13 protein-coding genes are annotated in these 13024 nt (G+C 67.5%); 5 read left to right on the forward strand and 8 right to left on the reverse strand.

Translation table 11 applies throughout. The features are described from left to right. Positions 1–60 precede the first annotated feature (60 nt). On the reverse strand, positions 61–1209 hold the full coding sequence (locus tag BDK92_RS12735) for an oxalate decarboxylase family bicupin (RefSeq protein WP_121156899.1): 1149 nt from the start codon (positions 1207–1209) through the stop codon (positions 61–63). Further along, a complete protein-coding gene (locus BDK92_RS12740; protein WP_147456972.1) occupies positions 1163–1447 on the reverse strand; it encodes a hypothetical protein in 285 nt (94 codons plus the stop codon). The genes BDK92_RS12735 and BDK92_RS12740 overlap by 47 nt, the downstream gene beginning before the upstream one ends. A 258-nt stretch (positions 1448–1705) precedes the next feature. Here BDK92_RS12740 and BDK92_RS12745 point away from each other — a divergent pair, with 258 nt between their 5' ends. Both BDK92_RS12745 and BDK92_RS12750 read left to right on the forward strand, forming a co-directional pair. Further along, on the forward strand, positions 1706–2794 hold the full coding sequence (locus BDK92_RS12745; RefSeq protein WP_121156901.1) for an SDR family oxidoreductase: 1089 nt from the start codon (positions 1706–1708) through the stop codon (positions 2792–2794). 660 nt (positions 2795–3454) lie between these two features. Continuing rightward, positions 3455–4120 carry a hypothetical protein gene (locus BDK92_RS12750; protein WP_121156902.1) on the forward strand — a complete coding sequence of 222 codons (666 nt, stop codon included), beginning with the start codon at positions 3455–3457 and terminating at the stop codon, positions 4118–4120. A 277-nt stretch (positions 4121–4397) separates the two neighbouring features. Here BDK92_RS12750 and BDK92_RS12755 read toward each other — a convergent pair whose 3' ends face one another. The 3 genes from BDK92_RS12755 to BDK92_RS12765 form a co-directional block, all read right to left on the reverse strand. Continuing rightward, the gene (locus tag BDK92_RS12755) at positions 4398–5561 is read right to left on the reverse strand and encodes an IS110 family RNA-guided transposase (RefSeq protein WP_121153563.1); all 1164 of its coding nucleotides are present in this window, start codon (positions 5559–5561) and stop codon (positions 4398–4400) included. A gap of 301 nt (positions 5562–5862) precedes the next feature. After that, complete coding sequence (locus tag BDK92_RS12760) at positions 5863–6972, reverse strand: sensor histidine kinase (protein WP_121156903.1); 1110 nt, start codon at positions 6970–6972, stop codon at positions 5863–5865. Next, positions 6969–7625: a response regulator transcription factor gene (locus BDK92_RS12765; RefSeq protein WP_121156904.1), complete on the reverse strand. Its 657-nt coding sequence runs from the start codon at positions 7623–7625 to the stop codon at positions 6969–6971. Before BDK92_RS12765 ends, BDK92_RS12760 begins: the two co-directional genes overlap by 4 nt. A 9-nt stretch (positions 7626–7634) precedes the next feature. Here BDK92_RS12765 and BDK92_RS12770 point away from each other — a divergent pair, with 9 nt between their 5' ends. Further along, the gene (locus BDK92_RS12770) at positions 7635–8885 is read left to right on the forward strand and encodes a serine hydrolase domain-containing protein (protein WP_211349194.1); all 1251 of its coding nucleotides are present in this window, start codon (positions 7635–7637) and stop codon (positions 8883–8885) included. A 460-nt stretch (positions 8886–9345) separates the two neighbouring features. Further along, positions 9346–9615, forward strand: coding sequence for a hypothetical protein (locus tag BDK92_RS12780; RefSeq protein WP_121153555.1), 270 nt, complete (start codon positions 9346–9348; stop codon positions 9613–9615). A gap of 467 nt (positions 9616–10082) precedes the next feature. Here the strand turns inward: BDK92_RS12780 and BDK92_RS12785 are convergent, their stop codons facing one another. The 3 genes from BDK92_RS12785 to BDK92_RS38965 all read right to left on the reverse strand — a co-directional run bounded on the left by BDK92_RS12785 (position 10083) and on the right by BDK92_RS38965 (position 12135). Continuing rightward, the gene (locus BDK92_RS12785) at positions 10083–11084 is read right to left on the reverse strand and encodes a DUF4917 family protein (protein ID WP_121156906.1); all 1002 of its coding nucleotides are present in this window, start codon (positions 11082–11084) and stop codon (positions 10083–10085) included. Between the two features lie 163 nt (positions 11085–11247). Continuing rightward, entirely contained in the window at positions 11248–11922 is a 675-nt protein-coding gene (locus tag BDK92_RS12790; RefSeq protein ID WP_121156907.1) for a DUF3800 domain-containing protein, read from the reverse strand. 30 nt (positions 11923–11952) lie between these two features. Beyond that, positions 11953–12135, reverse strand: coding sequence for a helix-turn-helix domain-containing protein (locus tag BDK92_RS38965; protein ID WP_170208561.1), 183 nt, complete (start codon positions 12133–12135; stop codon positions 11953–11955). A gap of 151 nt (positions 12136–12286) precedes the next feature. Between BDK92_RS38965 and BDK92_RS12800 the strand changes: the two genes are divergently transcribed. Next, positions 12287–12898 carry a hypothetical protein gene (locus tag BDK92_RS12800; protein WP_121156909.1) on the forward strand — a complete coding sequence of 204 codons (612 nt, stop codon included), beginning with the start codon at positions 12287–12289 and terminating at the stop codon, positions 12896–12898. Positions 12899–13024 lie beyond the last annotated feature (126 nt).

Below are 13024 nucleotides of genomic sequence, written 5' to 3' on the forward strand. Positions count from 1 at the left end.
GTGGTTTCGACGCGACGGGCGCCCCAACCCGCTGGGGACGCCCGCCGTACGGTCTCGCGGTCAGCGTACGACCGGCTGTTTTGTCTTCGGTAGTGCCTCGATCATCTCGCGCGGCAGGTTGAGCGTGTCGGCGGTGATCTGCGGCGGCGTGTTCGCCATCCACTGGGCCAACGAGATGTCCTCGAAGCGAGGGTTACGGAACATCTCCAGGAACCGTAACGGTTGGTCGCCGAGGTTCTCGATGTAGTGGCCGTACGCGAAGGGCACGTACCCAACATCGCCCGCCTGGTAGTTGAACGTACGGTTCAGACCGGTGCTGGCGAACACCCCCATCCGCCCGAAGCCGGAGATGTAGTACTGCCACTCGTCGTCGGTCGGGTGCCAGTGCAGTTCACGCATGCCGCCCGGCTCGATCTCCACCAGTGCCGCCGAGATGGTGTTCGCGGCGGCGAAGTTGGTCTGGTCGACGATCCGTACGGAGCCACCCTTGAACCGTTGTGGCGCCTGCGCGTGCATCCGGTGTTTGAACGTACGGGGCACGTCGCCGGTCGGGCTGACCACCTTGTCGGCACTCAGGGCAGGGGGCACCTCGCCGCTGAAGATGTACTTCTCCCGCTCGGGCAGGTTCTCCAACTGGTCCACGGTCCAGCCGAAGTTCTTCGCCAGCACCTCTTTCGGTACGTGCGCGAAGAAGTCGCTGATCAGGAAGGTGCCGTTCTCCGAGGAGGCGCCGTCATCGAAGACGAGCAGGAACTCCACTCCCTCGGCGAGTGCCTGGATGTGGTGCGGTACGCCCTTCGGGAAGAACCACAGGTCGCCTTCCTGGACGTCGTCGAGGAAGTTGCGTCCCTCGTGGTCGACGGCGCTGATCCGGCAGCTGCCGGCGAGCACGTACGCCCACTCGGACTGCTGGTGCCAGTGCAGTTCCCGGTACGCCCCGGGTTCGAGCCTCATGTCGACGCCGGAGAGCTGGGTGGCGATCGGCAGCTCGCGCTGGGTCACCTCGCGGGTCCAACCACCCTTTTCCAGCCGGGTGTGCGCCATGGAGAAGGAGAACTTCAGGTTCGGCACGGTGCCGCTGTCGGTGGTCGGCGGTACCAACAGGTCCGGGTTCTGCCGGTCCAGCCCCACGTTGCGTGGACCGGGGTCGGATCCGCCCTGGTCACCTCGGCTGGGCTGGGGTACGTCCTGACGAGCGGAGTCGGGCATCGGGCTTCGTCCTCTCGGTTCGGTGCCGCACGGGTTGCGGCCGGGATGGCAGGCACAGCAGGGCCCGGACCAGTCGTGGTCCCCCCAGTAGGCCGGCAGCCACGACGATCGCGGCGGTGGTCAGCAGGAGCACGCCAACGGCCCACCAGGAGATACCGGCACCGGCACCGGCGGCGGCGAGCGCGACGAAGGCCGCGAGCTTGGCCCGGGTACGGGCGAGCGGCATATCACTGGTCACCACCCGATCGTGGCCGGCTCGACCGGGTGAACACATCGCGCGTTCGCGGGGGATTTACCCGATTCGCCGTTTGTCGTCAACGACCCCGCGCCCTGGTCGGTGACCCAGCTCCCAGGGTTGGCGTCACCTACGACACCCGGCCGGAACCGGCGATACAGTCAGAACACCTCGGCTTCGGCCGACGCCCGCGGGCTTCTCGACACCAACACCGATCCCGCCGCCGGCTCCTCGTGTCGGTCAGGGAGCACGGAGGTACGCGTGAAAACGGGAGACAGTGGCGAGAACTTCGCTCTGGTGGTCGGCGCGACCGGGATCTCCGGTCGTGCCCTGTGCCGGGAACTCGCCGAACGGGGGTGGCGGGTCGCCGGCCTGTCCCGACGTGCCCCGGCCGCCCCTCTTGACGGCGTCGAGACCGTGCGGGCCGATCTGACGGACGTGGAGTCCGTGCGGTCAGCCCTGGCCGGGCTGGACCTCACCCACGTGTTCTTCACCGCGTGGAGCCGCATGGCGACAGAGGCGGAGAACATCCTGGTCAACTCCGCCATGGTGCGGCACGTCCTGGACGTCACAGGACCGTCGGGACACGTACGCCACGTGGCGCTGGTCACCGGCCTCAAGCATTACCTGGGACCGTTCGAGGCGTACGCCACCGGGGAGACCCGCGACACGCCCTTCCACGAGGAAGAGCCCCGCCTACCGGCGCCGAACTTCTACTACGCCCAGGAGGACGAGCTGTGGAAGGCCGCCGAGCGGTACCGGTTCACCTGGAGCGTGCACCGCTCACACACGATCATCGGGCATGCCGTCGGCAACGCCATGAACATGGGAACGACCCTGGCCGTCCAGGCAGCTCTCTGCCGCGCCGAGGGCAGACCCTTCGTCTTCCCCGGTAACGAGGTGCAATGGAACGGTGTCACGGACATGACCGACGCCGGACTGCTGGCGCGCCAGATGATCTGGGCGGCCACGACCGGCGATCTGCCGAGCCAGGCGTACAACACCGCGAACGGAGATCTCTTCCGTTGGCGCTGGATGTGGCCACGGATCGCGGAGCTGCTCGACGTCGAGCCGGAAGGCTACCTGGCTCGGCCGCGACCGCTTGAGGAGCAGATGTCCGGCGCAGCTGACACCTGGCGCCGACTGGCCGAGCGCGAACACCTTGCCGAGCCCGACATCACACGTGTCGCTTCCTGGTGGCACACCGACAGTGACCTGAACAGACCGATCGAGTGCTTCACGGACATGACGCGCAGCCGGAGCGCGGGATTCACCGACTACGTCCACACCCTCAGCTCGTTCGCCAACCTGTTCGACACACTCCGGCGGGACCGTGTCATCCCCAGTTGAGCCGGCGGGCCGGCGGCACCGGGTCGCCTTCACCGCTCACGATCGCCCGGATACCGCGAAGTGCCACGTCGGACGATCCGCTTTCCACCTATTGCCGGTCGAACAGGCAAGAACCCGCCTCCCGTTTCGGGAGGCGGGTTCTTTTCTTTGTAGCGGGGACAGGATTTGAACCTGCGACCTCTGGGTTATGAGCCCCGTCCAGGGTTCAAACCCCTGAGCGTCGAGCGTCTATTTTCCCAGCTCAGGCATGGTTTTTCGTGATCTCTGATGGCGCCTCATGTTGCCCTGTAGTGGGACGTCTGCCCGGACCACGCCCGGATGGGGATCTTGCCGCGAGCGCCACCCGCATATGATCTTGAAACGGATGTGACTGTCGACACAGCCCCCACCCATCGAGGGATACTGATCGCAGGCGTCCACCCGATGAGGGTAGTAGCACTCGGTGGGGTTGTTGCGCGACGACCTAGCGCGGCCCGGGTGGAGGTTGCCTCGGTCTAGCCGTATCTACCTGGGCACCTGAGTCCGCACGCCGACCTGTGGTGTTGGTTTTCATCAAGGAAGACCGACCGACCGGCGGGTCGTCGCAGGACATCGAGTCGTTGGCACCAGTGAACACGTGAGCCATCGATACGGTCGGCGGCGACCAGGGCGAGGTGGGCGATGCTCAGGAGGATCCCGCTGGCCCTGGTGGGCCTGGTAACCCTTGCACTGCTCACCGTGGGCGGGTCCGCGACGATGGTGACGGGCAGCGGAAGCATCCCGGGGCCGGCAGCGTGCGGCCCGGAGCACCAGCCGGAGCGGGCGCCACACAGCTTCGTCCAGAGAGCCAAGGACTACACCAGGACGGATCTCCTCGTGGAGAGCGACGCGGTCATCCGGGCGTCGGCGATCGACTCGACACCCAAGGTCGAATATCCGTGGCCGCCCGAGCCGGAGGCACCCTCGATGCGGTACACGCTGACGACGGTCAGGGTCTTGGAGGTGTTGTGGGTCGCTCCGGCACCCCGTACCAGCCGTAAGGGTGAGGTACGCGTGGCCGGCAGGATGCCCCTGACGCAGGCGTCCGCGGAAATGGCTCGGGATCCGGGACTGGCGCCACTGCTCAACCCTGCGTGTGAATATTTGATCTACGTCGTGCGGAACAGCGACCCGAGAAGGGGTGCGCCCCCGGCTCTCGGCTGGCATATCACCGGAGGCCAAGGTGTCTACCGGCTCGACGCTGGCCCAACCGGTTCACCCCGGTACGTGTTCTCGGGAGGTGGAGAGCCTCCTCTACCTTCGGTCCTGGAGGTAGCCGCCGTACGTTCGCGTACCTTCCTCGACTGATAGGAAGCGTCCCGGCTCCCGGTGATGAGCAAAGCCGGGACCGCGGACGAGGCGAAATCCGTATCGGCGGCGGAGCCGGTGTTTGCGGAGGCTGAGGTCGGCCCCGCCGCCAGCCGACACGGCTCGAAGTGCACACCCTGGGCACGTCAGCCCATCCCCAGCGATCGACCATCTTGCTGACTATCGGATCTCGGGAGGTGCCCCGACGATAACCGTGCGTGACGGATCTCCCCGAGTGTCGCGAGCCGCTCGCTTCCGGATCTGGCACCCCTCTGTGTCAAGAGGCGGCGAGGAGCGGTGTTCTAGGCTGGGGTTCGGCGGGTCCGGGAAGTGACTGTTCCGAAGTGTCGACCATGGGGATTGGGTCGGCCGCGCTGGATTGAAGAGTCGTCCCCACGTGTCCTCCCGGGCCCGTCCTCGCCGATGCGGCGTCTTTGATCATCTGCTTGTAGACGACGTCGGACAGGCGTCGTTTCAGGCAGCGTATGGCCTCCATCGGGGTCTTGCCCGCGGCGAGTTTGCGCCGGTAGTACGCGCGACCTTCGGTGTCGTGCCGCATCTGGACGATGGCCATGATGTGCAGGACCCGGTTGATGCGCCGGTTCCCGGCCCGGGACAGTCGATGGCGTTTCTGGTCGCCGGACGAGGCGTCCAGAGGCGCGGTGCCGTTCCAGGCGGCGAAGTGGCCACGGGTCGCGAACCGGCTGACGTCACCGACGTCGCCGATCAGCCGGGCGGCGCCGGACGGGCCGATGCCGTTGAGGTCCTGCAGACCACTGCCGGTGGCGGCGACGAGTTCGCTGAGCTCCTTGTTCGCGGCCTTGATTTTCTTGTCGACCTGGGCCAGCTCGGTGATGAGTTCTGACGTGAGTCGCCGGCGGGTGGATCCGACCAGGTCACGGGGTCGGACCGTGTTGAGTAGTGTCCGGGCCTGCGGGGCGGACAGGAACGTCTTCGCCCCGCCGGGCACCAGTTCCAGGAGCAACTTGTGAATGCGGTTGAGTAGGTCTGTACGGGCATGACCAAGACCATCGCGACGGTCGACCAGTAGTCGCAGCGCGATGGTCGCGTCGTCGACGGCCACCTCCCGTAAGCCCTTGGCGCGTAACGCCGCGACGGCCACGCTGTGGGCGTCGACCGGGTCGGTCTTGCGGCCCTGACCGGTGTCGAAGACCCGGGCCCGCGCGGACAGCTTCGCCGGCACGTCGATCACAGTCTCCCCGTCGGCTACGAGGCGTTGAGCGATGTGCCGGCCGATGCCGCTGCAGCCCTCGACCGCCCAAACACGGTCCTTGTGCTGTCGGCCGACCTTGAGCATCGCCTGGTAGCCATCACGGTCGGTGGCGAATCTGCCTTGGGCAAGGATCTGCTCGCGGTCGTTGATGATCTCAATAGTCGCGGACCGCTTGTGCGGATCCATGCCGATGATGACGCGTCCCACGCTCGTCCTCCTCGATCAAACCGGGCTGAATCCGGCGAGGAGGGCAGCGCTACTTCGAGCTGGGCAGACCCCTCTTGAGCCTCTCCGCGCCACGGTGACCGGCAGGACGCATGCCAAATGAGAGCCACACCAACTCGCGGTGGGCAGCCGATGAGAGAGCTACCCCGCCGGTCACCTCGACCAAGCCTGGCCTGGCTGCGGTCGTAGCACCAGTACATAAGTAGCCGATGAGAGTTCATCAGCGCGCTGTGTACGACAGGATCGCCAGCAGCACCATACTTCACGCCATCGAGGAAGTCGTTCATCGGTTCAGAAAGGTGCTGCCCGCATCCGGGAGAGGGAAGTGCAGCGTCACGCACAGCCCGCTGCCGTCGCGCGGGGTTAGGCGGATCCGGCCCCGATGGGCCAGGACGATCGCGTGCACGATGGCCAGCCCGAGCCCTACGCCCTGGCCGCCGGTGCGGCCGCCCTCGGCGCGCACGAACGGCTCGAGCAGGTGCTCGGCCTGGCCTGGAGCGATCACCGGGCCGCCGTTGGAGATGCGCAGGAACGCCTTGCTGCCCTCGACCCCGGTCTCCACCTTGATCTCGTCGTCGGGATCGTTGTGGCGCCAGGCATTGTCTACGAGGTTGGCTACCATCATCTCCAGCAGCACCGGGTCGCCGACCACGGGGGCTGGCCGCAGGTTTGACTGGTCTGGGACCCTGACAAGATCCGACAGGTCGACCAGGCGCCGCCGTCCTGTCGCTGCCTGGCTGTGTGCCAGTGCGAGCAGCCCGTCGAGTGTGCGCTGGCTCTTGCCGATCGCGGTCCGAATGTCCTGCGCCATCGTGATCAGCTCATCTCGGCTGGGTTCGCCGTCGAGGGTGACGTCGATCGCGGTGCGCATCGTGGTCAGCGGGGTTCGCAGCTCGTGCGCGGCGTTGGCGGTGAACAGCTTCTGGCTGGCCACCCCGGCCTGGATCCGGTCGAGCATGCCGTTGACCGTCGCGGCGAGCGCGGCCAGCTCGTCGCGGGGCTCGTTGACCGGAACCCGCTCGGAGAGGTTCTCCGCCGAAAGGCGCTGCGCGGTGGCGGAGATGGCGCGGATCGGGCGCAGCACCCGCCCCGCCACCAGCCAGCCCAGCAGCGCCGCGAGCGCGGTCACCACGGCGAGCGCGGTCAGCGCCTGGATCAGCAGCTCGTGCAGGGTCGCGCCCCGCAACCGGTCCAGATCCGGCAGCAGGTCCTCCGGGCGCGGGGCGGTCTGGACCGTGCCGTCTGGGCCCCGAAGGTCGATGCGCACCAACCGTTGCCCGAGACGGTGCCGCATGAACAGGTACGTCAACCCGGTCAGGACGAGTCCTGCGGCGAGCACGAGTCCGGTGTAGAGGACGGTGAGCCGGGCGCGGGCGGTAAGCGTGAGCTTCACGGGATCATCCGGTATCCGGCGCCGGTCACCGTCTCGATGGGCGGGGGATCGCCCAGCTTGCGGCGCAGCGTCCCGATCGTGATACGGATGGCGTTGGTGAACGGGTCGGCGTGCTCGTCCCACACCTTCTCCAGCAACGTCTCCGCGCTGACGACATCGCCGCCCGCCGCTAGCAGTTCCTCCAGGACGCCAAACTCCTTGGGGGTCAAGGAAAGCAGCCGCCCGGCCCGCTCGGCGGCGCGGCGCGCCGGGTCGAGCACCACGTCCGCGTGGCGCAGCACGGGAGGGCGCGCCGGGGTGCTGCGCCGGGCCAGCGCACGCACCCGCGCCACCAGCTCCGAGAAGGCGAACGGCTTGCCCAGGTAGTCATCCGCGCCCAGGCTCAGGCCGCCCACCCGGTCCTCGACCGTGCCGGACGCGGTCAGCATCAGGATCCGGGCGGTGCCGTCCTGCGCGAGCCACCGGCACACCGAATCCCCGTGCAGCACCGGCAGATCGCGGTCGAGCACCACCACGTCGTAGGCGGTCAGCTCGCACTTGTCGAGCGCGGACCGGCCGTCGAACGCCACGTCGACGGCGAACCCGTGCTTGCGCAGCCCGACCGCGACATAACCGGCCAGCGGCTGCTCATCCTCCACCAGCAGCACCCGCACTGGACAAGTATGCGCGAGCCCACCTATGGATCACGTATGGTCGCTCGATCGGCCCGCCATACGCGCCCACCGGTAGACCTATGGCTCATGACCACTACACGAAGAACGATCCTCTCGCTCGCCGGCGCGGCACCGCTGGCCCTGGCGATCGGGAACCCGGCCGGAGCGGACCCGGGTTACGCAAAGGTGCCCGATGGCCTCAAACCGGGTGGGGAGCTTGACAAATTCGTCGCCGAGCTGGCGGTCAAGGACGAGTTCTCCGGCTCGCTGCTGCTCACCCACCGCGGGCGGCGAGTGCTCAGCCGGTCATACGGCATGGCCAACAAAGCGCTGGGCATTCCCAACGGGCCCGACACCATCTTCGCCCTCGCCTCGGTGACCAAGGTGCTCACCGCGTTGAGCGTGGTACAGCTCGTGGAGCGGGGGAAGCTCTCCCTCGGCGCCAAGCTCGGCCCGCTCCTCGACGGTTTCGCGCCCGAGGTCGGGGAGGCGGTGACCGTCCACCACCTGCTCACGCATACGTCCGGGCTGGGCGATTTCCACATGGTGCCCGGATTCTGGGAGACCGCACGCACCTGGAGCAGCGCCCAGCAGGTCATGGACGGGATCACGCAGATCATCCGGGGGATGCCGGTGACGTTCCCCGCCGGGGCCTCACACGCCTACAGCAATGCCGGATTCCACCTGCTCGGGGCGATCGTGGCGAAGGTATCCGGGCTGTCCTACTACGACTATGTGCGGCGAAACGTCTTCCGGCCCGCCGGGATGAGCAGCTCGGACTTCTACACCAAACCGCAGTGGCTCACCGATCCCCGGATCGCCCATCCCTACACCAGGCCGGAGTCGGGCAAGCAAGTCGATGACATCGACAGCCGTTACTTCATTGGGACCCCGGCCGGCGAGGCCTTCTGCACCTGCGCCGACCTTGACCGCTTCACCCAAGCGCTGCTGGGCGGCAAGCTGATCGATGCGCCATTCCTCCAGCTCTACGCCAGTGGAAAGGTGCCGATGCCGCCGCCACCCGGGACGCCGCCGCTGCCGGGACCGCCGCCGGTGACACTGCAGTGCTACGGCCCGATCGGAACAGTCGCCAGCGGTCAATGGACCTTCGGCCACGGCGGCGGATCCCCCGGAATCTCCACCAACCTCGAGATCTTTCCCGACAGCCGATGGACCTCCGTGGTGCTCGGCAACTACGACCCGCCCGCCGCGCTACCCATCGCCAGAATGGCCCGGCAGTTGATCACTGGGCAGAGTTAGATCCATGTCACGCCTGATGTCGTCAGCGTTGTGCCTTCGACATCAGGCGTGACACCGATCAAGAGACATCAATTACTTCCGTCGCTACTCCCGCCGCGTCGACAGCGAGTACGAAGCGGCACATCCGGGCGCGACCGCCGCACTCTTCTGCCGCAGATAGCGCGCGGCCCGTCGGCTCCGTCGGCGGTGACCTCGCTGTGCAGGGTGACGTCCTGGACTTCGATGCCGGGCCGTTGTTCGATGCTGTCTGCGATGCGGCGCAGCAGTGCCGGGACACTGTCTTGGCCGCGGCCTGCCGGATTGGCCTGTGAAGCCGCGACTCGGCCCGCCCGTTCACCTCCGCCCTTCGGCGCCGGATGCAGCGACTGGCGGCGGGCGGTACGGACGAAGATAGGGGCGGTGAGGTGACATCCGGGATCTGTGGGGATCGGGCGGCCGGCGGTGCGCGGATAATGGGGGGATGAAGCGAGAGGTTCGCCTGATGCGGTTGGCCGGGACGCGCGCCGACGGTGCGGTGGCGACGGGCGCGGCGGCTACAGGCGCGCGGGCTGCGGGGGCGGCGTCGCTCGGCGCCCTGGCCGTCGGGGCGCTGGCCGTCGGGGCCGTGGCCGTTGGGGTGCTGGTCATCGGGCGGTTAGCTATCCGCCGGGCGGTGGTGCGGGAGCTGCGCGTCGGCCGTTTGGAGATCGACGAGCTGGTGGTGCGGAGCCGACCCGCTGCCGAGGGATAACCCCCTCGCGCAGTGGACGAGTCCGCATCTAGCCGCGATCCACGCTCATCCTTCCGACCTCCTGTGACCCAACGTAGTTAGATCAGGCAGCCGTCCTGGTGGCCGACGGCAGTCCTCGATGCACCCGACGTCGATGCGGCGACTTGTGGATCTTTGTAGCTCATCGTGTACCTGGCTCTGCACTCCAAGCCGTACCCCCGACACCAGGAACTGCTGCGCGCCGACCAGCCCAACCTGCTTCAGCCGGGCTTGGCTCGTCGCCGTGGTGGCTGCCGTTCCCGTCGCGTCCCGCACCATGCCCGGCCCGGACCGACGCGCAAGGGAGCCCGGCTCTCGCGACCCTCGCAGCGGCGGTGGACGGTGTCGGTGTCGCCGGTCGCGAGCCCGGTCTCGGTTCCCTTGCGCGCCCGGTCCTCGGGCCGGGCTTTGGTTGGGAACGCGCCGGGCGGCAGCAGCCCACGGGACGGTCATCGTACGTTCAGGTGTCGGTGCCCGAGCGGGTGTGTCGCGGCGTCGAAGAACATGACCCGGTGCCGGTCGTGAAACAGGTCGGTGAGTTCGGCGATGCGTCGCTGTTGCCTGCGGGCGCCCGCGTCTGCACGCATCGAGATCGCGATGCGCCGGGCCGGTCCGTTGTCGATGGCGTCGACGATGTGCTGGTCTTGTGGGCTGAGGCTGGAGCCGAAGATGACCAGGTCGTCGTGGTCGAGGGCGAGTTGGCGTAGGGCGAAGGAGAGGTAGTCGCTGCGGCGGATGGCTCGGAGTTTGTCGGCGCTGGTTCCTTCGCTGACGAGCAGGGCTTGCCGTTCGGGGTGGTCGAGGTAGCGCTTCTCCAGGTCGAGGAGTCTGCCGCCGTCTTCGTGTTCCCACTTGCCGGTGGTGCCGGTGCGTTCGTCCTGCCAGAGGTGCAGGCCGCCGTGCAGGTGCAGCAGTTGGGTGCGGCCGAGGAAACGCGCAGGGGTTGTCAGGTCGAAGGTGAGCGGTTGGTTGCGGTCGCCGCCGCGGGAGAAGAAGTCGGTGACCTCGGCCCGCTGGCGGCAGGTCATGAGGCTCCAGTAGCCAAGCAGGTCGTAGTTGGTGGTGAAGACTCGCCGGTAGTTGAGCAGTTCCCCGGCGATCGCCCGCAGAGTCTTCTCGGGGATCTCGTCGTGGCGGATGTGGGTGGCGTTGACGGCTGCGAACAGTGCTTCGCGGATGTTGGCGTATTCGGCGTCGATCAGTCGTTGGCCGTTGCGGGGGCTGCCGAGGGTCGCGCCGACGCGGCGGGCGGCGCCGAGGAGTTGCAGGACGAGTTCGAAGTTGGTGGTGTCGAATTCGGCGAAGAGCTGGGCTGCGGCGATGGAGAGGTCGGCTTCTTCGTAGAGGCTGTTGTAGGAGAAGCCGGTGCAGATGTTGATTGATGTGCCGTTGCCGAGGAACAGGGTGTTCCAGTCGCCGGGCAGGGTGGCGAAGTGCGGCAGGGTGGTCATGGCTGTTCTCCCGTGCGGTGGTCCTGTGGTCGTCCGCGTCGCTCCACCCGCTTATGGGCGGTGGGGCGCGTGTTACGGTGGCCGGGCGGACCTGCCCCACGCTCGTGGATGTGCAGGTCCTGCTGTTTTCCCGCCGTCGTCCGGGTGGCGGCCCGGGGTGGTGCTAGAGCGCGAGTGGGCCGTGCGGGTCGAGGGGGCCGAGGGTGCGCGGGTACCAGTTCCAGAAGCGTCGTTTGGTGGGCTTGCGCAGGATTGACTGGTAGGCGCTCCATGCGGCGAAGTCGGCCATTTGGACCCATTGGTCGTGTTCGGCGGAGCGGAAGACGGGGGCTTCGATGAGCCCGCGGGTGTCCGGGTGGAGTTCGCGGTGTGCGCCTGCGTAGCGGTGGTCGCTGCCGTCGCCGTCCATGAAGATCATTCCCATGTGGCCGGTCCGGTGGAGTTCGCCGTCGAGGTGGTTGACCAGTGCCCGGTACAACTCGCGTTTGGCTTCGCTGGGGTGTCCGCCGTGGCGGTAGACGGTGCCGACGGTCAGTCCCCGGATCGCGGCGATGACGTCGAGGCCGTCGCGGACGATGGTCAGTCCGTGGGTGCGGACGCTGAAGTCCGGGTTCAGTGATGGTCGGCTTCGGCCGCTGGTGAGGTCGGTGGCGTGGAGGCGGGCGCCGGGTGGGATGCGGTGTCGGGCGTAGAGGTCGGCGCGGAACCGCAGCCACTGCTGTTGGGCCGCGGCCCAGCTTTCCGGGGCGAGGGCGAGCCAGGTGAAGGTGGTGTAGCCGGTGTCGGCTGATCCTGAGTCGTCGATGTAGTGCAGACGGAACCGGGTGTGGCAATTCATCGGGCTCTCCAGGCGAGGGGTCGACGTGGGTCAGCGGGGTAGGCACTGGGTTTCGAGCCAGTGGTCGACGTCGGCCTTGCGGTACCGGTTGTAGCGCCCGACTTTGTAATATTTGGGGCCTTTACGCTGGTGGTTGAGGAAGTAGAGGGTTTGCTCCTCGATGCCCAGGTAGCGGGCTGTTTGTTCGTGGGTCCACATCTTCGACTCGTCCATCATCCACTCCGTGCTGTCATTGAGACGGCAGACTGACCTGCGCCTCTGTCGCTTAGGACGCAGACTTTGCACGAGGGGCTTGCGTGCTGTCAAGGGGACGAGTAATACTGTCTCCATGACAGCACGCGATGCGGATGAGGCGCCTGCCCAGGTGACTGCGCCCATCAGTCCGGGGGCACTGATCATCGGCCGGCTCAAGGACGGCCGAGCCCGACTGGGCGGGATCAGCACCTACCAGCTGGCCGACCGGCTCGCCGCGATGACCGGCGGCGGGACGAAGCTCAGCGCCAACGTGCTCCAGAACCTGGAAGCGGGGCGCCGGCAGCAGGCGGTCACCGTCGAGGAGATGCTTCTGCTGTCCCTCGCCCTCGGCGTGCCGCCGGAGTTCTTCCTCGCCCCGCCGGAAGGTGACCGGGTCCAACTCGCGCCCGCCGTGGTCATCGACTCCGAGGCGTTCCTGGCGTGGGTACGCGGCCGCCAGCCCCTCCCCCTCACCGACTCGACCCAGTACGAGCAGGTCAGCGCCGAAGTGCTGGGCGACACCGGGTCGACAACCAACGCTGATCTGAAATCCGAGTTCCTCCGCAACGCGGCAGGAATGCTCGACGACTTCCTCGCCGACAGCGACCAGATCATCCGGCAGACCCGCGGCCAGGTCCGCGACCTGCTGCAAGACCTGCGCACCGCAGTCGACGGCGAGACCAGCCGCGAGGACCTGCTGAAGACGATCGACAGCTACCTCGCCCGGCTACCCGCCAGCTAACCCCTCACCCCACCCGCCTGACCCTGTGACGCCCTGCGGGCACACGGGGCGATGACCCACATCCTCATGCAGCCCGGACGGTCCTGACCGCCGGGTCGATACCCCACACCCTGATCCACCCCGCGC

The organism is Micromonospora pisi (assembly GCF_003633685.1).
Lineage (GTDB): Bacteria > Actinomycetota > Actinomycetes > Mycobacteriales > Micromonosporaceae > Micromonospora_G > Micromonospora_G pisi.

Coding starts and splice junctions, on each gene's coding strand:
- BDK92_RS12735 (WP_121156899.1), bottom strand. CDS start 1,209: ATGCCCGACTCCGCTCGTCAGGACGTACCCCAGCCCAGCCGAGGTGAC.
- BDK92_RS38965 (WP_170208561.1), bottom strand. CDS start 12,135: ATGGACGAGTCGAAGATGTGGACCCACGAACAAACAGCCCGCTACCTG.
- BDK92_RS12785 (WP_121156906.1), bottom strand. CDS start 11,084: ATGACCACCCTGCCGCACTTCGCCACCCTGCCCGGCGACTGGAACACC.
- BDK92_RS12780 (WP_121153555.1), top strand. CDS start 9,346: ATGAAGCGAGAGGTTCGCCTGATGCGGTTGGCCGGGACGCGCGCCGAC.
- BDK92_RS12770 (WP_211349194.1), top strand. CDS start 7,635: ATGCGCGAGCCCACCTATGGATCACGTATGGTCGCTCGATCGGCCCGC.
- BDK92_RS12790 (WP_121156907.1), bottom strand. CDS start 11,922: ATGAATTGCCACACCCGGTTCCGTCTGCACTACATCGACGACTCAGGA.
- BDK92_RS12750 (WP_121156902.1), top strand. CDS start 3,455: ATGCTCAGGAGGATCCCGCTGGCCCTGGTGGGCCTGGTAACCCTTGCA.